Source organism: Pseudomonas sp. AU12215, assembly GCF_001675465.2.
GTDB classification, from domain to species: Bacteria; Pseudomonadota; Gammaproteobacteria; order Pseudomonadales; family Pseudomonadaceae; genus Pseudomonas; species Pseudomonas nitroreducens.
This window is the reverse complement of record NZ_MACM02000008.1, coordinates 52212-73151: the sequence shown is the minus strand read 5'-3', so window position 1 is coordinate 73151 and position 20940 is coordinate 52212. Positions and strand designations below refer to the sequence as shown.

Here is a 20940-nt window from a genome sequence, read left to right as displayed (position 1 = left end):
GAACCCATCCTAGGGATGGCCTGTTTCAGCCTTCCTTCTGCTCGTACTGGCGCCGGTAATGATTCGGCGACAGCCCGGTGTGCTGGCGGAAAAGCCGAGCGAAAAAGCTGGCGTCGTCGTAGCCGACCTCGTAACTGATGGTCTTGATGCTCTTGCGGGTCGTGGACAGCAGGTTGCGCGCGGTCTCGATACGCAGACGCTGCAGGTAGTGCAGTGGCTTGTCGCCGGTCGCCGCCTGGAAGCGCCGCATGAAGTTGCGGATGCTCATGCCGTGCTCGCGGGCCACATCCTCGAAGCGGAACTTGTCGGAGAAGTGCTCCTCCAGCCAGTGCTGGATCTGCAGGATCGCCGGGTCGTGGTGCAGTTTCTGTCCGCCGAAGCCCAGGCGCCCTGGCGTGTAGTTGCGCTGCACCTCGTAGAGAATGTCGCGGGCCACGCCCTGGGCGACGGTGGCGCCGCAGAAGCGTTCGATCAGGTAGATGTACAGGTCGCGCACCGACGTCAGGCCACCAGCGCTGTAGATGTTGTCAGCGTCGGCGATGTGCTTGTCCTGGTTGAGCAGTACCTTGGGGTAGCGCTCGGCGAACTCGCGGAAGAAGCGCCAGTAGGTGGTGGCTTCCTTGCCGTCCAGCAGGCCCGCCTCGGCGAGCCAGAACACCCCCGAGACCTCACCGCAGAGCACGCAGCCGGCGGCGTGACGCTCGCGCAGCCAGGCCGTTACCTGTGGGTAGAGGGTCAGCAGTTCGTCGAAGTCGCCCCAGAAGGCGGGGAGAATGATCAGTTCCGGCTCGTCCAGGGCGCCGTGCACCGGTAGCAGGTCGCCGCTGAAGCTCATTACCGGCTGGCCGTCGGGGCTGACGATGCGGGTCTCGAAGCTGGGCTGCAGGCCGAGGCCCTGTTGGCGGCCGTGGCGCAGGGCGGCCATGTGGAAGAAGTCCTTGGCCTGCATCAGGGTGGAGCCGAAGACGCCATGGGTGGCGAGGATGCTGACGCGGCGCAGCACCTGGGAAACTGAATTGGGCATCGATTCTTGTACTTCTTATGGATGTCTTTGCATGACGCTAAAGCGGTCATGATGCGGCTGGATCGTCTTATTTTTTGGCGAAAGTGTCCAGTGCAGAGCGGTTCGGGCTGGCCTACAGTCGGCCTTCCAATAATTCCTACAACCGATTCGCAGGTGCACCGCATGATTCCCAGAACCCTGTTCAGTTCCGATCACGAACTGTTTCGCGACAGCGTCCGCAAGTTCCTCGAACAGGAGGCGGTGCCCTTTCACGCCCAGTGGGAAAAGGACGGCCATATCGACCGTCAACTGTGGAACAAGGCCGGGGAGGCCGGAATGCTCTGCTCGCACCTGCCCGAGGCGTATGGCGGCATGGCGGCGGACTTCCTCTACAGCGCGGTGGTGATCGAGGAGATCGGCCGTCTCGGGCTGACCGGCATTGGCTTCTCGTTGCACTCGGACATTGTCGCTCCGTACATCCTTCATTACGGCAGCGAGGAATTGAAGCAGCGCTACCTGCCCAGGCTGATCTCCGGCGAGATGGTCTCTGCGATCGCCATGACCGAGCCGGGTGCCGGCTCCGACCTGCAGGGCGTGAAGACCACCGCTGTACTGGACGGCGACGAGTACGTGATCAATGGGTCGAAGACCTTCATCACCAACGGCTGGCTGGCCGATCTGGTGATCGTGGTCGCCAAGACCGATCCGAAGGCCGGCGCCAAGGGCACCAGCCTGTTCCTGGTGGAAGCCGGCACACCGGGCTTCAGCAAGGGCAAGCGCCTGGAAAAGGTGGGCATGAAGGCTCAGGACACCTCCGAGCTGTTCTTCCAGGACGTGCGTATCCCCAAGGAGAACCTGCTGGGCAAGGAAGGACAGGGCTTCATCTACCTGATGCAGGAGCTACCCCAGGAACGCCTGACGGTCGCCCTCGGCGCCCTGGCATCGGCCGAGGCAGCGTTGAAGTGGACGCTGGAATACACCCGCGAGCGCAAGGCTTTCGGCAAGTCCGTGGCGGACTTCCAGAACACCCGTTTCAAGCTGGCCGAGATCGCCACCGAGGTGCAGGTGGGGCGTGTCTTCGTCGATCGCTGCCTGGAGCAGCACCTGGAAGGCAAGCTGGATGTGCCGACAGCGGCCATGGCCAAATACTGGACCACCGACCTGCAGTGCAAGGTGCTCGATGAATGCGTACAGCTGCATGGCGGTTATGGCTACATGTGGGAATACCCGATCGCCCGCGCCTGGGCGGATGCGCGCGTGCAGCGCATCTATGCAGGCACCAACGAGATCATGAAGGAAATCATCGCTCGCGCGCTGTAAGCGGCAGCGGCAGCGGCAAGAGAAAAGCCCGGCGATTGCCGGGCTTTTTCTTTGCGCGCGGTCAGGGTGCCGGATTCGGCTGATCCTTGTGGATCGCCTCGATGCTGGCCAGTATCTCGTCAGAGAGCTTGAGGTCGAAGCTGCCGAGGTTGGCCTCCAGTTGCTCCAGGTTGGTCGCGCCAATGATGTTGCTGGTCACGAACGGTCGGCTGGTGACGAAGGCCAGAGCCATCTGTGCCGGGTCCAGGCCATGCTCGCGGGCCAGGGTTACATAGCGGTCGCAGGCGCTGGCGGTCTGCGGATTGGTATAGCGGGTGAAGCGGCTGAACAGGGTGATCCGCGCATTGGCCGGGCGCGCGCCGCCGAAGTACTTGCCCGAGAGCATGCCGAAGGCCAGGGGCGAGTACGCCAGCAGACCGATCTGCTCGCGGATGGCGATTTCCGCCAGGCCCACCTCGAAGCTGCGGTTGAGCAGGTTGTAGGGGTTCTGGATCGACACTGCGCGTGGCCAGCCTCGCTCCTGGGCGATCTGCAGGAAGCGCATGGTGCCCCAGGGCGTTTCGTTGGACAGGCCGATATGGCGGATCTTGCCGGCGCGGACCTGCTCGTCGAGTGCTTCCAGGGTGTCTTCCAGCGCGGTGAAGCTCTCTTCCTTGTGCTGGTAGCCCAGTTGGCCGAAGAAATTGGTGCTGCGCTCGGGCCAGTGCAGTTGGTAGAGGTCGATCCAGTCGGTCTGCAGGCGCTTGAGGCTGCCATCCAGTGCCGCCACGATGTTCTTGCGATCGAGTTTTGGCTGGCCGTCCCGGATGTGGCTGATGGAGTTGCCGGGGCCGGCAACCTTGCTGGCCAGTACCCAATCGGTGCGATCACCGCGCTGGGCGAACCAGTTGCCGATGATCTGCTCGGTGCGGGTGTAGGTTTCCGCACGTGGCGGGACGGGGTACATCTCGGCGGTATCGATGAAATTCAGACCGGCGGCCTTGGCCCGCTCGATCTGGGCGAAAGCCTCGTCCTGCGTATTCTGCTCGCCCCAGGTCATGGTTCCCAGGCAGAGGGCGCTGACTTTCAATTCGGTGCGGCCGAGCGGGCGGTACTCCATGCGGGTCTCCTCATGAAAACAAGTGCGTCATACAGTTGAAAATTCTGCCGGAATCTGCATAATTCCGCAGCCTTTCATCGGTGGGGGATGCCAAAGCCTGCCGATTGATACATCTAGTCGTTACGGACGCACACCGACCCGAGCCCCAATTCGTGTCTGTCTTCGGCTGTCCTTGACTTGTCAAGGCAACCACTGTCCAGTAAGATTCGCCGTCTTATTTTCAGGCGGCCCCTGAGGCTATAACGAATGAAAACTTATACCGCGAAACCAGAAACTGTTAAGCGCGACTGGTTCGTCGTCGACGCTGCTGGCCTGACCCTGGGTCGTCTGGCTACCGAGATTGCTACCCGCCTGCGCGGCAAGCACAAGCCGGAATACACCCCGCACGTTGACACCGGCGACTACATCGTCGTGATCAACGCCGAGCAGGTTCGTGTCACTGGCGCCAAAGCTACCGACAAGATGTACTACCATCACTCGGGCTTCCCGGGCGGTATCAAGTCGATCAACTTCGAGAAGCTGATCGCCAAGGCTCCTGAGCGTGTTATCGAGACTGCCGTCAAAGGCATGCTGCCGAAGAACCCGCTGGGCCGCGACATGTACCGCAAGCTGAAAGTGTACAAGGGTGCCAACCACCCGCACACCGCTCAGCAGCCTCAAGAACTGAAGATTTAACGGGATAGCTCATTATGTCGGCGACTCAAAATTACGGCACTGGCCGTCGTAAGACCGCTACCGCTCGCGTCTTCCTGCGTCCGGGCACTGGCAAGATCTCCATCAACAACCGCTCCATCGAGCAGTTCTTCGGTCGTGAGACCGCTCGCATGGTTGTTCGTCAGCCGCTCGAGCTGACCGAGAACACCGAGAAGTTCGATATCTACGTGACCGTCGTTGGCGGTGGCGTAAGCGGTCAAGCTGGTGCAATCCGCCACGGTATCACCCGCGCACTGATCGAGTACGACGAGACCCTGCGCAGTCCGCTGCGTAAAGCCGGCTACGTCACTCGTGATGCCCGCGAAGTTGAACGTAAGAAAGTCGGTCTGCGTAAAGCGCGTAAGCGTCCGCAGTACTCCAAGCGTTAATACGACGCTTCGAAAAAAACGCCCAGATCCTTTGGACTGGGCGTTTTTTTATGTCTTCAATAAGTTCGTGCGGCAAGGTGTCGCATCCGCGTAGGCCGCGTCGTTCAAGGGTTTCAGGGGTTGTGTGACAGGCTATTACCTTGTCATCACAAGGGCTTTTCTTTACCATTTGGCGAATTTTTTGCGCGGCTCGAATTTTTACTTAAAAGCCTGATTTGAACAGGCTTGAAGCTGATGGGAGACGACTGAATGAGTAATGACGGCGTGAATGCAGGCCGGCGTCGCTTCCTTGTCGCGGCCACTTCGGTGGTAGGTGCGGCAGGAGCGGTCGGAGCTGCGGTCCCGTTCGTGGGGTCATGGTTCCCCAGTGCCAAGGCGAAGGCCGCTGGCGCGCCGGTTAAGGTCAACGTAGGGAAGATCGAGCCGGGCCAGCAAGTCGTGGCCGAATGGCGCGGCAAGCCGGTGTTCCTGGTGCACCGCACCAAGGAAATGCTGGACGCGCTGCCGACGCTCGAAGGGCAACTGGCCGACCCCGAGTCGAAGGCTTCGGAGCAGCCCGCTTACGTCGATCCCAAGGTTCGCTCGATCAAGCCTGAGCTGGCGGTGATCGTCGGTATCTGCACCCACTTGGGCTGCTCGCCGACTTTCCGCCCGGAAGTCGCCCCTGCTGACCTCGGTCCGGACTGGAAGGGTGGCTATTTCTGCCCCTGCCACGGCTCCCATTACGACCTCGCCGGCCGCGTTTACAAGGGGCAGCCTGCGCCTCTGAACCTGCCGATTCCGCCCTATACGCTGGATGGTGATGAGTTGACCATCGGTGTGGACCAGGAGAAAGCCTGATGAACAAGTTCATGGCTTGGGTCGATGCCCGCTTCCCCGCGACCAAGATGTGGGAAGACCATCTGAGCAAGTACTACGCCCCGAAGAACTTCAACTTCTGGTACTTCTTCGGCTCCCTCGCACTGTTGGTCCTGGTTAACCAGATCCTCACCGGTATCTGGTTGACCATGAGCTTCACCCCGTCGGCGGAAGAGGCTTTCGCCTCCGTCGAGTACATCATGCGAGATGTGGATTACGGCTGGATTATCCGCTACATGCACTCCACCGGTGCATCGGCGTTCTTCGTGGTCGTCTACCTGCACATGTTCCGTGGCCTGCTGTACGGCTCGTACCAGAAGCCGCGCGAGCTGGTGTGGATCTTCGGCATGCTGATCTACCTCGCCCTGATGGCCGAGGCCTTCATGGGCTACCTGCTGCCCTGGGGGCAGATGTCCTACTGGGGCGCCCAGGTGATCATCTCGCTGTTCGGTGCGATCCCGGTGGTCGGCGAAGATCTATCCCAGTGGATCCGCGGTGACTTCCTGATCTCCGGCATCACCCTGAACCGCTTCTTTGCCCTGCACGTGATAGCCCTGCCGATCGTCCTGCTTGGCCTGGTCGTGCTGCACATCCTGGCGTTGCATGAAGTCGGCTCGAACAACCCTGACGGTGTGGACATCAAGAAGAAGAAGGACGAGAACGGTATCCCGCTGGATGGCATCCCGTTCCACCCGTACTACACCGTTAAAGATATCGTCGGTGTCGTGGTCTTCCTCTTTGTCTTCTGCACCGTGATCTTCTTCTTCCCGGAAATGGGCGGATTCTTCCTTGAGAAGCCCAACTTCGAGATGGCGAACCAGTTCAAGACCCCCGATCACATCGCTCCGGTTTGGTACTTCACGCCGTTCTACGCCATCCTGCGCGCCGTTCCGGACAAGCTGATGGGTGTCATCGCCATGGGCGCCGCTATTGCCGTGCTGTTCGTGCTGCCGTGGCTGGACCGTAGCCCGGTTCGCTCGATCCGCTACAAAGGCTGGCTGAGCAAGATCTGGCTGGTCATCTTTGCGGTGTCTTTCGTCGTTCTCGGCTACTACGGCTCGCAAGCGCCGTCGCCGCTGGGCACCACGCTGTCCCGCCTGTGCACCATTCTGTATTTCGCCTTCTTCATCCTGATGCCGTTCTACACCCGGATGGAGAAAACCAAACCGGTTCCGGAAAGGGTGACTGGCTGATGAAAAAGCAATTCGCTGCATTTGTTCTGGCTCTGCTGCCCGTCTTCTGCTTCGCTGCCGAAGGCCATGGCCCGGCCCTCGACAAGGTCGATATCGACCTGACCGACAAGGCCGCCATGCAGGACGGCGCGCGTACCTTCGCCAACTACTGCATGGGCTGTCACAGCGCCAAGTTCCAGCGTTATGAGCGTGTTGGTCGTGATCTGGGTATTCCGGAAGAGCTGATGATGAGCCACCTGGTGTTCACCGGTGCGAAGATCGGTGACCACATGGACATCGGCATGAAGCCTGCTGACGCCAAGGTATGGTTTGGTGCTGCTCCGCCGGACCTGACCCTGGTAGCCCGCGTGCGTGGCGCCGACTGGCTATATACCTACCTGCGTTCGTTCTACGAAGATCCCAAGCGTCCGTGGGGCGTGAACAACAAGGTCTTCCCGAACGTCGGCATGCCGAACGTGCTGGTGAGCCTGCAGGGCCGCCAGGTCGTCGGTTGCAAGCAGGTTCAGGTCGTCGAGGATGGCAAGAAGCAGTACGATCCTCTGACCGGTACCCCGCTGACCCACGAGGCCTGCGACCAACTGACCGTCGTTCCGAAGACCGGTCAGCTGACCGAGGCTCAGTTCGACGAGAAGGTGAAGAATCTGGTGACCTTCCTGGCTTATTCGGCTGACCCGAACAAGCTGGACTCCCACCGCATCGGCACCTACGTCCTGCTGTTCCTGGCCTTCTTCTTCGTGTTCGCCTACCTGCTCAAGCGCGAATACTGGAAGGACGTGCACTAAGCACCATCCGTCGTAGTAACAAGCGCGCGCCCTACGGGGCGCGCGTGCGTTTTTCTACCTCCCACAAGAAAGTCCTGCGAGGAGGCGCGCGGCATGGCCGCTATCAACAAGCTCACCTGCTTCTCCGATCCTGCCTGCCACTACAGCCATCGCGTACGCCTGGTGCTGGCTGAGAAGAGCGTCGTTGCCGACATCATCGACGTCCCTGCCGGCAATATCCCGGCCAAACTCGCTGAAGTGAACCCCTACGGCAGCTTGCCGACCTTGGTGGATCGCGATCTCGCGCTCTACGAGTCGACGGTGGTCATGGAGTACCTCGATGAGCGTTATCCGCACCCGCCGCTGCTTCCGGTCTACCCGGTGGCCCGCGCGAACAGCCGTCTGCTGATGCATCGCATCCAGCGCGACTGGTGCAGTCTGGTGGATAGAATCCTCGATACCCGCCGCAAGGACACCGAACGCGCCTTGGCGCGCAAGGAATTGCGTGAGAGCCTGACGGGTGTATCGGCGCTGTTCGCCGACAAGCAGTTCTTCCTCAGCGACGAGCTGAGCCTGGTGGATTGCTGCCTGCTGCCGATCCTCTGGCGACTGCCGATCCTGGGCATCGAGCTGCCGCGGCCGGCAAAGCCCCTGCTGGATTACATGGAGCGTCAGTTTGCACGGGAAACTTTCCGTGCCAGCCTGTCCTCTATCGAACGTGATATGCGCTAAGGAGCCCGATGATGAACTCCAGTCGTCCCTACCTCGTGCGAGCCCTTTATGAGTGGATCGTCGATAACGGCTGCACGCCGCATATCCTGGTGAATTCCGAGTATCCCGGCGTGCGGGTGCCGCCGGGTTATGCCAGCGACGGGCAGATCGTGCTCAACGTCTCCCCGACCGCTGTGCGCCACCTGCAGATGGACAACGAGGCGGTCAGCTTCGAGGGTCGCTTCGGTGGTGTTGCCCAGGGTCTGTACATCCCGTCTCAGGCTGTAATGGCCATCTATGCGCGGGAGAACGGCCAAGGCATGGTGTTCGATCTGGAGCCGCCGGTGCCCACCGATGACGAGGAGCTGCCGGATGACGGCCCGTCCGACGAGCCGCCACGCCCCAGTGGCCGCCCGAGTCTCAAGGTGGTGAAGTGATAAAAAAGGCGACCCGAGGGTCGCCTTTTTCATGCCTGCAATAAATGGCCCGGTCAGTCGATGTACTCGAACAGGCGGACGATCTTCTGCACGCCGTCCACGCCCTGGACCACCTGGGTGGCCAGGTCGCCTTCCTTGCGGGTCACCAGGCCGAGCATATAGACGATGCCGTTCTCGGTCAGCACCTTGATGCGGGTGGACGGCACGTTTGCGTCAGCGAGCATCTGGCTCTTGATCTTGGTGGTCAGCCAGGTGTCGTTGCTGCGCGCGGCCAGGGAAGAGGGCTGCAGGATCTGCAGCTCGTTGTGCACGGTCTTGACCTTCTGCACTTCCTTGGCGGCCTGCTCGGCCTTGTTCTTCAGGTCGGCTCGCGGAGTCTGGCCGGCGAGCAGTACCACGCCGTTATAGCTGATCACCACGATGTGGGAATTGCGGTCGAGGTCCGGATCGGCCTTGGCGACGTTCACCGCCACCTTGGTTTCGATTAGTGAGTCGTCGATCTTGCTGCCCAGGGTACGGGTACCCTTGTCATCGTCGATCGGCTTGTCGCGGGTGGCGCTGACGAAGCTGCTGCAGCCACCCAGTGCCATGGTCACGGCCAGTGCGGCTGCGATCAGAGGGGTGCGGGTCATTCTTCACTCCCGAACAGTTGACGGTCGATAAGGTCGCAGAGGCAATGGATGACCAGCAGGTGGACTTCCTGGATGCGTGCGGTGACCTTGGCCGGAACGCGGATCTCCACGTCTTCGGGCAGCAGCAATGATGCCATGTTGCCGCCGTCGCGGCCGGTCAGAGCTACGACAACCATTTCGCGATCATGTGCGGCCTGGATCGCCTGAATGACGTTGGCCGAGTTGCCGCTGGTGGAAATCGCCAGCAGCACGTCGCCCGGTTGGCCCAGGGCACGGATCTGCTTGGAGAAGACTTCGTTGTAGCTGTAGTCGTTGGCGATCGAGGTGATGGTCGAGCTGTCGGTGGTCAGGGCGACCGCCGGCAGGCTCGGGCGTTCGCGCTCGAAGCGGTTCAGCAGTTCGGAGGAGAAGTGCTGAGCGTCGCCAGCGGAGCCGCCATTGCCGCAGGAGAGAATCTTGCCCTCGTTCAGCAGGGCATTGACCATGACCATGCTGGCCTGCTCGATATGCGGGATGAGCACCTCGGTAGCCTGTTGCTTGGTCTCGATGCTGGCATGGAAGAGCTGGCGGATACGGGATTGCATGTCCATCAGGTGTGACCTTTCGTCGGGCGTCTGATCAGGTGTCAAAAGCGTTGGGAATCCAGTTCAAGTGCCCTGCGGAGCTGGGGGTGCGAATGTCGATGGCGACGATGTCGAACCGGCAGGGGTGGCTGCTCCAGCGGGCGTTCTGTTGCAGGAAGAGTTCAGCGGAAATGGCCAGGCGTTGACGCTTGCGCATGTCCACGCTCTCCAGTGCTCCTCCCCAGGCAGAATGCCGGCGGGAGCGAACTTCGACGAATACTACTGTATCGCCGTCCAGCATGACCAGATCGAGCTCGCCTCGGCGGCACGTCCAGTTCTGAGCCAGGAGGCTCAATCCATGCTGTTGCAGGTGGGCCAGGGCGGCGGCTTCGGCTCGCTGCCCGGCCTTCTGGGTAGGGCTGTTGCCGATCAAATACCGCTGTTCTCCAGCGGCTGGACCTGGCCGTTCTTGAACTCTGCCCAGGGCAGGCGGCGCTCTACGCGCTGGCTGGCGCTGACGCTCAGGGTGCCGGTCAGGCCATCTAGCTGCATGCTTGGCACCGCCTTGAGCTCCGGCAGGCGCGGGGCCAGTTGGTAGGCGTCGGCGCCCATGGCGTACAGGCGGCCGAGGCTGCCGTTGGCGGCCGGCCACTGCGCTGCGACCTGCTGGCGCAGGGCGTTGTTGGGGTTCAGTAGCCAGGGGGTTTCGCAGAAGCGAATGCCGTTCAGGTCCTGGTCCTGCGCCGGATTGTTTACGCCGGTGTACAGGTTGGAGGTGGCGTAGACCGGCAGGTCGCCAGCGTACTGGAAGGCCAGGGTCGGCTTGATCTGGCGGGCCTGCTGAGGGGGGGCGGCGAGGAAGATGAAATCGATGTCCTGGCGGCGCGACGGCTGGGTGTCGACGCTACTGTCGAGCACGCCCTGCAGGCGCTTGGCGCGGCCTTCGCTCTGGCGCAGTTGTAGCAGGTCGGCGATCTGGCGAGCCAGTTCGACGGGCTGGTCGACGTGTTCGGCGGCGATCAGGGTGCCGCCGGCGGCCTGCCAGTTGCGGCTGAACGAGGCGAGTACACGGTCGCCCCATTCGCCGCGCGGCACCAGGGCCACGGCGCGGCGCATGCCGTCGTTCCAGGCGCGGTTGGCGACTTCGCGGGCTTCGTCCTCGGCGGACAGGCCGAACTGGAACAGCTGGGCAGGGCCTTCCTGATTGCCATCGGCGTAGTTCAGGGCCAGGGTGGTGATAGGCAGTTGCGGTTGACTGCTCATCTGCTTGACCAGGTTCTTCTCCAACGGCCCAACGACCAGTTGCACGCCGTCGGCCTGGGCCTGGCGGTAGAACTCATCCAGCGAGCGTACCTGGGTGCTGTCGTAGAGCTTGATATCCGGCTGCTGGCCGCCGTTGTGCTGGGCCTGGTAGTGGGCGGCGAGGAAGCCGTCCTGCAGGGCGCGGGCGACGGAGGCCAACTGGCCTTGCTGGGGCAGCAGCAGGCCGATCTTGTTCAGCGGCTGGGCAGCCAGGGATTTCAGCTTGGTCAGCGCGTCGGGCAATTGCTTGGCGGCCGGGTGGTCGGGGTTCTGCGCGACCCAGTTGTCGATGTTCGACTGCTGTTCTTTGAGGGTTGACGAGGATTTGGTGATGCGCGCCAGTTCCAGCCAGCCGTTCAGGTCGCCTTCGTTGCTGCTGGCCTGCATCTGCTCGAGTGGGAGGCTGGAAACCAGTTTCCAGATCTCCTCGTGGTTGGCCTTGCTCGCCTCTGCATTGAGCAGCGGGTCGATGAAGACGCGTTCGCGGGCGGCGCTCAGGGCCTGACCGTCGGCGGCCAGGGCGAGTGACTTGACCATGCCGGCGCGCGCCTGCAGGTCCACGGGCATTTCGCTCAGGCGCTGGAAGCTGGGATGGTCGAAAGCCTTCAGGGCGGCCTTGGTCTTGTTGCGCGCCAGTTCGAGCTGGGCGCGCAGGGTGCTGGCGAAGACCTGCTGGGCGGGCTTCAGGCTTTCCAGCGGAATCTGGTCGAGGATCTGCGTCGAGCGGCCAAGATCTTTCTGCTTGTAGGCCTGATCGGCGGCGGAAAGGCGCAGGACTGCGGCTTCATCTGGCTTGGCGGTGGAGGCCTGCTGCAGCAGCTGTTCGATGCTGGCGTCTGGGGTGCGCGGCAGTTCGCCGAGAGTGGACGACGGGGAGGACGCACAGGCGGCGAGCATGCCGGCCAGGAACAGAGCGGATAGCGGACGCAGGCGAGCGATCATATCGGGCTTCTCGTGACGCATTCAAAGAACTGCCGATTGTACCGAAGCGGCAAGGGGGACGCGATGGCGGCTGGCGGAATCGGGATACAATGCGTCTTTTCCGACACTTCCGGTGAGGTTCTCCCGCGTGACCCTAGGCACTCTCTATGTGGTGGCCACTCCTATTGGCAACCTGGACGACATCAGCGCCCGGGCGCTGAAGGTGCTGGCCGACGTGGCCTTGATCGCGGCCGAAGACACCCGTCACTCCGTGCGTCTGCTGCAGCACTTCGGCATCCAGACGCCATTGGCGGCTTGTCACGAACACAACGAGCGAGAGCAGGGCGGCCGCTTCCTTACCAAGCTTCAGGCTGGCGAGGATGTCGCGCTGATCTCTGATGCGGGCACGCCGCTGATCTCTGATCCGGGCTATCACCTGGTGCGCCAGGCGCGCGCCGCGGGCATCCCGGTGGTGCCGGTGCCGGGAGCCTGCGCGCTGATTGCCGCACTTTCCGCGGCGGGCCTGCCGTCGGATCGCTTCGTCTTCGAAGGCTTCCTGCCGGCCAAGGCCACCGGACGTCGTGGGCGCCTGGAGGCGCTGGTGGATGAGCCGCGTACCCTGATCTTCTACGAGGCGCCGCACCGCGTGCTGGAGTGCATCGAGGATATGGTGGCGATCTTCGGCGACGAACGGCCGGCGCTGCTGGCCCGTGAACTGACCAAGGCCTTCGAGACCCTCAAGGGGTTGCCGCTGGGGGAACTGCGTGAATTCGTGGCGTCCGACAGCAATCAGCAGCGGGGAGAGTGCGTGCTGCTGGTGGCCGGCAAGCCTGCGCCCGAGGGCGATGAAGCGGTCGATGCGCACACCCTGCGGGTGCTCGACCTGCTGCTGGCGGAGATGCCGATCAAGCGCGCGGCGGCGCTTGCCGCGGAGATCACCGGGGCGCGCAAGAACCAGCTTTATCAGATCGCGTTGGAGCGCCAGGGCAAGGCTTGAGCTTGTCCTGGGCGTTGACAGCCGCTAACCTTGCAGCCTGAGAGTCGATTGGACAGTCGCTGTTCCGTGGTGTTCCATCACGGGGTGGAGGAAAGTCCGGGCTCCACAGGGCAGAGTGCCAGGTAACGCCTGGGAGGCGTGAGCCTACGGAAAGTGCCACAGAAAATAACCGCCTAAGCGCGCAAGCGCCGGTAAGGGTGAAAAGGTGCGGTAAGAGCGCACCGCACGGCTGGCAACAGTTCGTGGCTAGGTAAACCCCACTCGGAGCAAGATCAAATAGGAACCCATTGGCGCGGCCCGCGTTGGGTTCGGGTAGATCGCTTGAGGCATGCAGTGATGTATGTCCCAGAGGAATGGCTGTCCTCGACAGAACCCGGCTTACAGATCGACTCTCACCACTTTTCCGCCACTTCTTCCCACATGACCATTTGTCGCTGACCGGAAGAAGTGTAGAACTTAAGAAATCACTTTAAGTATGAAAGCCCAGTGTTTTGAAAACACTGGGCTTTTCTCTTTTCTAGCGCGTCAAATTCCCTCCCCGAACCTCGCAAAAGCACGCTAAATCTCGGTCCTGTAAGGATTTTTCCCCTCCGGCTTACCTTGACGGTGGGGAGCGCGGATTTCTATAGTGTGCAGAAGTGGTATGAAGTGGGTAAAAGTGGGATCAACAGGCATGGATAGCCAACCACAGGGGAAGCGCTGACGTGTTTCGCGGAGCTAACGCCATCAGTCTCGACGCCAAAGGGCGCCTCGCGATGCCGAGTCGGTATCGTGACGAGCTCGTTTCGCGTTGCAATGGCCAGCTCATCGTCACTATCGATGCCGTCGACACCTGCCTCACCGTCTACCCCCTCCCTGAATGGGAACTCATCGAAGCCAAACTGCGCGAGCTGCCCTCGCTGCGTGAAGAAACGCGGCGTCTGCAGCGTTTGCTGATTGGTAATGCCGTTGACCTGGAGCTCGATAGCGCCGGGCGTTTTCTCGTTCCGCCGCGCCTGCGCGAGTACGCCGGCCTGGACAAGAAGGCGATGCTGGTCGGCCAGCTGAACAAGTTCCAGCTGTGGGACGAAGACAAGTGGAATGCGGTTGCCGAGGCCGACCTCGCAGCCATCAAAGAGCCCGGCGGCCTGCCGGATGAATTGCGCGACCTTATTCTGTGAGCCTGCCTGTGACCAGTACCTTCCAACACATCACCGTTCTACTCGAGGAGGCCGTCGAAGCGCTGGCCCCCCTGGAGGACGGCCGCTATGTGGACGGAACCTTCGGAAGGGGAGGGCACAGCCGGGCCTTGCTCGGGAAGCTCGGCCCGGGCGGTCAACTGCTCGGGTTCGACAAGGACCCGCAAGCCATCGCGACGGGAAAAACACTGGCGGCCGAAGACGGCCGCTTCGTCATTGTGCAAAGGTCCTTCGCCGAGATGGGCGAAGAGTTCTCCGCACGCGGCCTGCAGGGCAGCGTGAACGGCGTTCTGCTGGACCTGGGCGTGTCCTCGCCGCAGCTGGATGACCCGGAGCGTGGCTTCAGCTTCCTCAATGATGGCCCGCTGGACATGCGCATGAACCCGGATCAGGGCGTCAGCGCTGCGCAGTGGATCGCCACGGCCGCGGAAGATGAGATCGCCCGCGTGTTCAAGGATTACGGTGAAGAGCGCTTCGCCAAGCGCATGGCTCGCGCCATCGTGCAGCGCCGTGCGGAAGCGCCGTTCGAGCGTACCGCCGACTTGGCGGCCGTCATCACCGAGGCCAACCCGGCCTGGGAAAAGGGCAAGAACCCGGCTACCCGTGCCTTCCAGGGGCTGCGCATCTTCATCAACAACGAGCTGGGCGATCTGGAACGTGGTCTCGAGGCCGCGCTGGAAGGCCTGGCTGTGGGCGGTCGTCTCGTGGTGATCAGCTTCCACTCGCTGGAAGATCGCATCGTCAAGCAGTTCATGCGCAAGCAGGTGAAAGGCGAAGCGGACAACCTGCCACGCAACCTGCCGATCCAGGTCAAGCCGTTCGATCCGCGCCTCAAGCTGATCGGCAAGCCTGTCTACGCCTCCGAGGCGGAGCTCAAGGCCAACCCGCGCTCGCGCAGCGCGGTCATGCGCATTGCGGAGAAGCTCAGATGAGCCGTCTCTTCTCCAAGCGCCTGCCCACCGGCAGCTTCTTCATGCTGCTGCTGTTCATCGGCGTGCTGTTGTCGGCCATCTCCGTTTCCTACAGCGCTTACTGGAATCGCCAGTTGCTCAACTCGCTGTATACCGAGCTCAACGTGCGCGACAAGGCGCAGGCCGAGTACGGTCGGCTGATCCTCGAGCAGAGCACCTGGACGGCCCATAGCCGTATCGAAGGCCTGGCGACCGACCAGTTGAAGATGCGCGTGCCCGATCCGACCGAAATCATCATGGTGGCACCATGAGAGACCTGGCCGGCGCTCGCTACCCCTGGCGCTTCCGCGTCGTCATCGCCCTGCTGCTGGCGATGGTGGCGGCGATTGCCTGGCGGATCGTCGACCTGCACGTGATCGACCATGATTTCCTCAAGGGGCAGGGCGATGCGCGCAGCGTGCGTCACATCACCATCCCCGCGCACCGCGGCCTGATCACCGATCGCAATGGTGAGCCGCTGGCCGTCAGTACGCCGGTCGCCACCCTCTGGGCCAACCCCAAGGAACTGGTGCTCGAGCGCGAGAAGTGGGATTTCCTCGCCGACGCGCTTGGCCAGCCCAGGGCCGCGCTGTCCGAGCGACTGGAGGCGAACGCTGACAAGGAATTCATCTATCTGGTCCGGGGCCTGACCCCGGAGCAGGGCGAGGCGGTGATGGCTCAGGTGAAGGCCCACCGCATCCCCGGCGTCTATTCGGTCGAGGAATTCCGCCGCTTCTATCCGTCGGGCGAGGTTGCTGCACAGGTCGTGGGCTTCACCGATGTCGACGACCGCGGCCGTGAAGGTGTCGAGCTCGCCTTCGACAGCTGGCTGGCCGGCGTGCCGGGCAAGCGCCAAGTGCTCAAGGATCGCCGTGGCCACCTGATCCGCGACGTGCAGGTCACCCGCAATGCCAAGGCCGGCAAGACCCTGGCGCTGTCCATCGACCTGCGTCTGCAGTACCTGGCCAACCGCGAACTGCGTAACGCGCTGGTGGAGAACGGGGCCAAGGCCGGCAGCCTGGTGATCCTCGACGTGAAGACTGGCGAAGTGCTGGCCATGGCCAACCAGCCGACCTACAACCCGAACAACCGCCGCAACCTGCAGCCGGCGATGATGCGCAACCGCGCGATGATCGACGTGTTCGAGCCCGGCTCGACCATGAAGCCGTTCTCCATGAGCGCGGCGCTGGAAACCGGCCGCTGGAAGCCCACCGACAAGGTCGAGGTCTACCCCGGCACCCTGCAGATCGGCCGCTACACCATTCGCGACGTTTCCCGTACCGAGGGCCCGGTGCTGGACCTGACCGGCATCCTGATCCGCTCCAGTAACGTGGGCATGAGCAAGGTCGCCTTCGACATCGGCGGCGAAGCCATCTACAGCGTGATGCAGAAGGTCGGCCTGGGGCAGGACACCGGCCTGGGCTTCCCGGGCGAGCGCGTCGGCAACCTGCCGAACTACCGTGAGTGGCGCAAGGCCGAGACCGCGACCCTGTCCTACGGCTATGGCCTGTCGGTAACCGCCATCCAGTTGGCCCATGCCTATGCGGCGCTGGCCAACAATGGTCGCAGCGTGCCGCTGACCATGGTGCGTGCCGATCGCCCGGCCGACGCCGTCCAGGTCATCCCCGAGCCGGTCGCCAAAACCATGCAGGGCATGCTGCAGCAGGTCATCGAGGCGCCGAACGGCGTGTACCGCGCCCAGGTGCCGGGTTATCACGTGGCCGGCAAGTCCGGCACCGCGCGCAAGACCGCGACCGGGACCAAGGGCTACGCCGAGAACTCCTACCGTTCCCTGTTCGCCGGGTTCGCGCCGATGAACAACCCACGCTATGTCGCCGTGGTGGTGATCGATGAACCCAGCAAGGCCGGTTACTTCGGTGGCCTGGTTTCCGCGCCGGTGTTCAGCAAGGTGATGTCCGGGACGTTGCGCCTGATGAACGTGCCGCCAGACAACCTGCCGACAACCCCGCAGCAACAAGCCGATGCTGCGCCCGCTGCCAAAGGAGGGCGTGGCTGATGCCGATGAGCCTGAATCAACTGCTGCCGCAAGCTGAAAGCGGCGAGCTGATCCGTGAGCTGACCCTGGACAGCCGCACCGTCAAGCCGGGCGACCTGTTCCTGGCCGTGCCGGGTGGCCGTCAGGATGGCCGCGTGCACATTGCCGCTGCGCTCTCCCTGGGCGCTGCCGCGATTGCCTACGAAGCGGAAGGTGCTGTCGACCTGCCACCCAGCGATGTGCCGATGATCGCCATCAAGGGCCTGGCCAAACAGCTTTCCGCCATTGCCGGGCGCTTCTATGGCGAGCCTAGCCGTGCCGTCGAGCTGGTCGGCGTGACCGGCACCAATGGCAAGACCAGCGTCAGCCAACTGGTGGCCCAGGCGCTCGACCTGCTGGGCGAACGCTGCGGCATTGTCGGAACCCTCGGCACCGGTTTCTATGGCGCGCTGGAAAGCGGCCGCCACACCACGCCCGATCCGCTCGCCGTGCAGGCGACCCTGGCACGCCTCAAGCAGGCCGGCGCCAAGGCCGTGGCGATGGAGGTGTCGTCCCATGGCCTGGAGCAGGGCCGCGTCGCCGCCCTGGGTTTCGATGTGGCGGTATTCACCAACCTGTCCCGCGACCACCTGGACTACCACGGCTCGATGGAAGCCTACGGCGCCGCCAAGGCCAAGCTGTTCGCCTGGCAGGGGCTGCGTTGCCGGGTGATCAACCTGGACGATGACTTCGGTCGCCAGCTGGCTGCCGAATCCCACGAGTCGCGACTGATGGGTTACAGCCTGAACGACTCGTCTGCCTATATCTATTGCCGCGAAGCGAAGTTCAGCGATGCCGGCGTGCAGGCGCACATCGTCACCCCGCAGGGCGAAGGCCTGCTGCGCAGTTCGCTGCTGGGCAAGTTCAACCTGAGCAACCTGCTGGCCGTGGTCGGTGCGCTGCTAGGCCTGGACTACCCGCTGGGCGACGTCCTCAAAGTGCTGCCGCAACTGGAAGGCCCCATCGGCCGCATGCAGCGCCTGGGTGGCGGCGACAAGCCACTGGTGGTTGTCGACTACGCCCATACCCCGGATGCGCTGGAAAAGGTCCTGCTGGCCCTGCGCCCGCATGTGCACGGCCAACTGCTGTGCTTGTTCGGCTGCGGCGGTGATCGTGACCGCGGCAAGCGTCCGATCATGGCGCAGATTGCCGAGCAGCACGCCGACCGCGTGCTGGTCACCGACGACAATCCGCGTACCGAGCAGAGCGGGGCGATCATCGCGGATATCCGCGCCGGTTTCGCCAAGCCCGATGCCGTCGAGTTCGTCCCGGGCCGTGGCGAGGCTATCGCCCGCCTGATTGCCTCCGCCGGTGTCGACGATGTCGTGCTGCTGGCTGGCAAGGGACACGAGGATTACCAGGAGATCGACGGCGTACGCCATCCGTTCTCCGATCTTGATCAAGCCGCCAAGGCGCTGGCTGCCTGGGAGGTGAAGCGTGCTTAAGCCCCTGTCGCTCAACGAAGTCGCTGGCGCACTGCAAGGCCGGGTGGTCGGTGCCGATGTCACTTTCGCCGCCGTGAGCACCGACAGCCGCGCCATCGAGCCGGGACAACTGTTCATTGCCCTGACCGGTCCGCGCTTCGACGGCCACGACTATCTGGCCGACGTCGCCGCCAAGGGCGCTGTCGCTGCGTTGGTCGAGCGTGAAGTCGCCGGTGCGCCGCTGTCGCAGTTGGTCGTGAAAGACACCCGCATCGCGCTGGGCCAGCTCGGCGCGCTGAACCGTGCTGCCTTCACCGGCCGCGTCGCTGCCGTGACCGGCTCCAGCGGCAAGACCACCGTGAAGGAAATGCTCGCCAGCATCCTGCGGACCCAGGGCGACGTCCTGGCGACCCGCGGCAACCTGAACAATGATCTCGGCGCGCCGCTGACCCTGTTGCAGCTGGCCCCCGAGCACCAGAGCGCAGTCATCGAGCTGGGCGCCAACCGTGTCGGCGAGATTGCCTATACCGTCGCGCTGACCCGTCCGCAGGTGGCGATCATCACCAACGCCGGCACCGCCCATGTGGGCGAGTTCGGCGGGCAGGACAAGATCGTCCTGGCCAAGGGCGAAATACTCGAAGGCCTGGCGGCCGATGGGGTCGCCATTCTCAATCGTGACGACAAGGCCTTCGATACCTGGCAGGCCCGTGCTGACGGCCGTCGCGTCTCCAGTTTCGGCCTGCACGATGTTCGCGCCGACTTCCACGCCAGCGACGTCAAGCGGGACGCCCGTGGCTGCCCGGGATTCACCCTGCAGGGCCCTGCCGGCGAAGCTGCCGTTCAGCTGAATCTGCTGGGTGAGCACAACGTCACCAATGCGCTGGCCGCCGCCGCAGCCGCTCACGCTCTTGGCGTGCCGCTGGTCGGGATCGTTTCCGGGCTGCACAACCTGCAGCCGGTCAAGGGGCGCGCCGTAGCCCAGTTGGCGACGAACGGCATGCGTGTGATCGACGACAGCTACAACGCCAACCCGGCTTCAATCTGCGCGGCGATTGATATACTCGCCGGCTTTTCCGGCCGGACCGTCCTGGTCCTCGGGGACATGGGCGAGCTGGGTGCCTGGGCGGAATCTTCCCACCGCGAAGTGGGAACCTATGCCATTGGCAAAGTCGCCGCCCTGTATGCGGTCGGACCGCTGATGAGCCACGCCGTGCAGGCGTTCGGTTCCGCGGGCCGGCACTTCGCCGATCAGGCCAGCCTGATCCAGGCCCTGGCCGAAGAAGCTTCGACAACCACCATTCTGATCAAGGGTTCCCGCAGCGCGGCGATGGACAAGGTCGTCGCGGCGCTCTGTGGTTCCTCCGAGGAGAGTCACTAAATGCTGCTGCTGCTCGCCGAGTACCTGCAACAGTTCTACAAGGGCTTCGGCGTTTTCCAGTACCTGACCCTGCGCGGCATCCTGAGCGTGTTGACCGCGCTCGTCCTGTCGCTGTGGCTGGGGCCGTGGATGATCCGCACCCTGCAGATCCGCCAGATCGGCCAGGCCGTGCGCAACGACGGCCCGCAATCGCACCTGTCCAAGAAAGGCACGCCGACCATGGGCGGCGCGCTGATCCTCACGGCCATCGCCATCAGCACCCTGCTGTGGTCCGACTGGTCGAACCGCTACGTGTGGGTCGTGCTGGTAGTGACCCTGCTATTCGGCGCCATCGGCTGGGTGGATGACTACCGCAAGGTGATCGAGAAGAACTCCCGCGGCCTGCCGAGCCGCTGGAAGTATTTCTGGCAGTCGGTATTCGGCCTGTGCGCGGCGATCTTCCTCTTCATGACCGCCGAGACGCCGGTGGAGACCACGCTGATCGTGCCGATGCTGAAGAACGTCGAGATCCCGCTGGGGATCGGTTTCGTGGTGCTGACCTACCTCGTGATCGTCGGCTCCAGCAACGCGGTGAACCTCACCGACGGCCTCGACGGCCTGGCCATCATGCCCACCGTGATGGTCGGCGGCGCGCTGGGGATCTTCTGCTACCTGTCGGGCAACATCAAATTCGCCGAATATCTGTTCATCCCGAGCGTGCCTGGCGCGGGTGAGCTGATCATCTTCTGCGGCGCCATCGTCGGTGCCGGGCTGGGCTTCCTCTGGTTCAACACCTACCCGGCCCAGGTCTTCATGGGTGACGTCGGCGCGCTGGCCCTCGGCGCCGCGCTGGGCACCATCGCGGTGATCGTCCGCCAGGAAATCGTGCTGTTCATCATGGGCGGCGTGTTCGTCATGGAAACCCTGTCGGTGGTGATCCAGGTCGCCTCCTTCAAGCTGACCGGCAAGCGCGTGTTCCGCATGGCGCCGATCCACCACCACTTCGAACTCAAAGGTTGGCCTGAACCGCGCGTGATCGTGCGTTTCTGGATCATCACGGTAATTCTCGTGCTGATCGGCCTGGCCACGTTGAAACTGCGTTGAGGACTGATCGAGC

General features: G+C 63.1%; 22 protein-coding genes and 1 other RNA gene. 17 read left to right on the top strand and 6 right to left on the bottom strand.

Translation table 11 applies throughout. The features are described from left to right. Positions 1–25: 25 nt before the first annotated feature. Positions 26–925 (bottom strand): GlxA family transcriptional regulator, encoded by a 900-nt coding sequence (locus A9513_RS02780; protein ID WP_162484002.1) that lies wholly within the window; start codon positions 923–925, stop codon positions 26–28. 252 nt (positions 926–1177) lie between these two features. Between A9513_RS02780 and A9513_RS02775 the strand changes: the two genes are divergently transcribed. Beyond that, complete coding sequence (locus A9513_RS02775; protein ID WP_169888205.1) at positions 1178–2323, top strand: acyl-CoA dehydrogenase family protein; 1146 nt, start codon at positions 1178–1180, stop codon at positions 2321–2323. 61 nt (positions 2324–2384) lie between these two features. Here the strand turns inward: A9513_RS02775 and A9513_RS02770 are convergent, their stop codons facing one another. After that, positions 2385–3422, bottom strand: coding sequence for an NADP(H)-dependent aldo-keto reductase (locus tag A9513_RS02770; RefSeq protein WP_024764048.1), 1038 nt, complete (start codon positions 3420–3422; stop codon positions 2385–2387). Positions 3423–3668: 246 nt separating this feature from the next. Here A9513_RS02770 and rplM point away from each other — a divergent pair, with 246 nt between their 5' ends. From rplM to A9513_RS02735, 7 genes are all read left to right on the top strand, one after another. Then, entirely contained in the window at positions 3669–4097 is a 429-nt protein-coding gene (rplM, locus tag A9513_RS02765) for a 50S ribosomal protein L13 (RefSeq protein WP_015475857.1), read from the top strand. 14 nt (positions 4098–4111) lie between these two features. Continuing rightward, positions 4112–4504 (top strand): 30S ribosomal protein S9, encoded by a 393-nt coding sequence (rpsI, locus tag A9513_RS02760; RefSeq protein WP_017518120.1) that lies wholly within the window; start codon positions 4112–4114, stop codon positions 4502–4504. A 249-nt stretch (positions 4505–4753) separates the two neighbouring features. Next, the gene (gene petA, locus A9513_RS02755) at positions 4754–5344 is read left to right on the top strand and encodes a ubiquinol-cytochrome c reductase iron-sulfur subunit (RefSeq protein ID WP_024764049.1); all 591 of its coding nucleotides are present in this window, start codon (positions 4754–4756) and stop codon (positions 5342–5344) included. Beyond that, positions 5344–6555, top strand: a complete 1212-nt coding sequence (locus tag A9513_RS02750) for a cytochrome bc complex cytochrome b subunit (RefSeq protein WP_024764050.1) — start codon at positions 5344–5346, stop codon at positions 6553–6555. The genes petA and A9513_RS02750 overlap by 1 nt, the downstream gene beginning before the upstream one ends. Continuing rightward, entirely contained in the window at positions 6555–7337 is a 783-nt protein-coding gene (locus tag A9513_RS02745) for a cytochrome c1 (protein ID WP_065083913.1), read from the top strand. The genes A9513_RS02750 and A9513_RS02745 overlap by 1 nt, the downstream gene beginning before the upstream one ends. Positions 7338–7430: 93 nt before the next feature. Next, complete coding sequence (locus A9513_RS02740; RefSeq protein ID WP_024764051.1) at positions 7431–8048, top strand: glutathione S-transferase N-terminal domain-containing protein; 618 nt, start codon at positions 7431–7433, stop codon at positions 8046–8048. A gap of 11 nt (positions 8049–8059) precedes the next feature. Beyond that, a complete protein-coding gene (locus tag A9513_RS02735; RefSeq protein ID WP_024764052.1) occupies positions 8060–8464 on the top strand; it encodes a ClpXP protease specificity-enhancing factor in 405 nt (134 codons plus the stop codon). Positions 8465–8517: 53 nt separating this feature from the next. Here A9513_RS02735 and A9513_RS02730 read toward each other — a convergent pair whose 3' ends face one another. From A9513_RS02730 to A9513_RS02715, 4 genes are read right to left on the bottom strand one after another with little or no spacing between them, the layout of a single operon-like run. Continuing rightward, entirely contained in the window at positions 8518–9096 is a 579-nt protein-coding gene (locus A9513_RS02730; protein ID WP_017518114.1) for a BON domain-containing protein, read from the bottom strand. Further along, positions 9093–9686 carry a phosphoheptose isomerase gene (locus A9513_RS02725; RefSeq protein WP_017518113.1) on the bottom strand — a complete coding sequence of 198 codons (594 nt, stop codon included), beginning with the start codon at positions 9684–9686 and terminating at the stop codon, positions 9093–9095. Before A9513_RS02725 ends, A9513_RS02730 begins: the two co-directional genes overlap by 4 nt. A 28-nt stretch (positions 9687–9714) precedes the next feature. Then, on the bottom strand, positions 9715–10092 hold the full coding sequence (locus A9513_RS02720) for a YraN family protein (RefSeq protein ID WP_024764054.1): 378 nt from the start codon (positions 10090–10092) through the stop codon (positions 9715–9717). Further along, positions 10089–11903, bottom strand: coding sequence for a penicillin-binding protein activator (locus A9513_RS02715; RefSeq protein ID WP_065083912.1), 1815 nt, complete (start codon positions 11901–11903; stop codon positions 10089–10091). Before A9513_RS02715 ends, A9513_RS02720 begins: the two co-directional genes overlap by 4 nt. A 127-nt stretch (positions 11904–12030) precedes the next feature. On the opposite strand from A9513_RS02715, the gene rsmI reads away from it, so the two are divergent. The 9 genes from rsmI (at position 12031) to mraY (ending at position 20927) form a co-directional block, all read left to right on the top strand. Next, complete coding sequence (rsmI, locus tag A9513_RS02710; protein WP_176707207.1) at positions 12031–12879, top strand: 16S rRNA (cytidine(1402)-2'-O)-methyltransferase; 849 nt, start codon at positions 12031–12033, stop codon at positions 12877–12879. Between the two features lie 40 nt (positions 12880–12919). Then, positions 12920–13276, top strand: an RNA gene (gene rnpB, locus A9513_RS02705) — RNase P RNA component class A. Positions 13277–13583: 307 nt separating this feature from the next. Beyond that, the gene (gene mraZ / locus A9513_RS02700) at positions 13584–14039 is read left to right on the top strand and encodes a division/cell wall cluster transcriptional repressor MraZ (protein ID WP_024764056.1); all 456 of its coding nucleotides are present in this window, start codon (positions 13584–13586) and stop codon (positions 14037–14039) included. A gap of 8 nt (positions 14040–14047) precedes the next feature. Then, a complete protein-coding gene (gene rsmH, locus A9513_RS02695; protein ID WP_089285828.1) occupies positions 14048–14989 on the top strand; it encodes a 16S rRNA (cytosine(1402)-N(4))-methyltransferase RsmH in 942 nt (313 codons plus the stop codon). Then, positions 14986–15279, top strand: coding sequence for a cell division protein FtsL (ftsL, locus tag A9513_RS02690; RefSeq protein WP_024764058.1), 294 nt, complete (start codon positions 14986–14988; stop codon positions 15277–15279). Before rsmH ends, ftsL begins: the two co-directional genes overlap by 4 nt. Continuing rightward, entirely contained in the window at positions 15276–17024 is a 1749-nt protein-coding gene (locus A9513_RS02685; RefSeq protein WP_065083910.1) for a penicillin-binding protein 2, read from the top strand. Before ftsL ends, A9513_RS02685 begins: the two co-directional genes overlap by 4 nt. Beyond that, positions 17024–18487, top strand: coding sequence for a UDP-N-acetylmuramoyl-L-alanyl-D-glutamate--2,6-diaminopimelate ligase (locus tag A9513_RS02680; RefSeq protein ID WP_065083909.1), 1464 nt, complete (start codon positions 17024–17026; stop codon positions 18485–18487). Before A9513_RS02685 ends, A9513_RS02680 begins: the two co-directional genes overlap by 1 nt. Next, positions 18480–19844 carry a UDP-N-acetylmuramoyl-tripeptide--D-alanyl-D-alanine ligase gene (gene murF / locus A9513_RS02675; protein WP_065083908.1) on the top strand — a complete coding sequence of 455 codons (1365 nt, stop codon included), beginning with the start codon at positions 18480–18482 and terminating at the stop codon, positions 19842–19844. Before A9513_RS02680 ends, murF begins: the two co-directional genes overlap by 8 nt. Continuing rightward, a complete protein-coding gene (gene mraY, locus A9513_RS02670; protein ID WP_024764061.1) occupies positions 19845–20927 on the top strand; it encodes a phospho-N-acetylmuramoyl-pentapeptide-transferase in 1083 nt (360 codons plus the stop codon). Positions 20928–20940 lie beyond the last annotated feature (13 nt).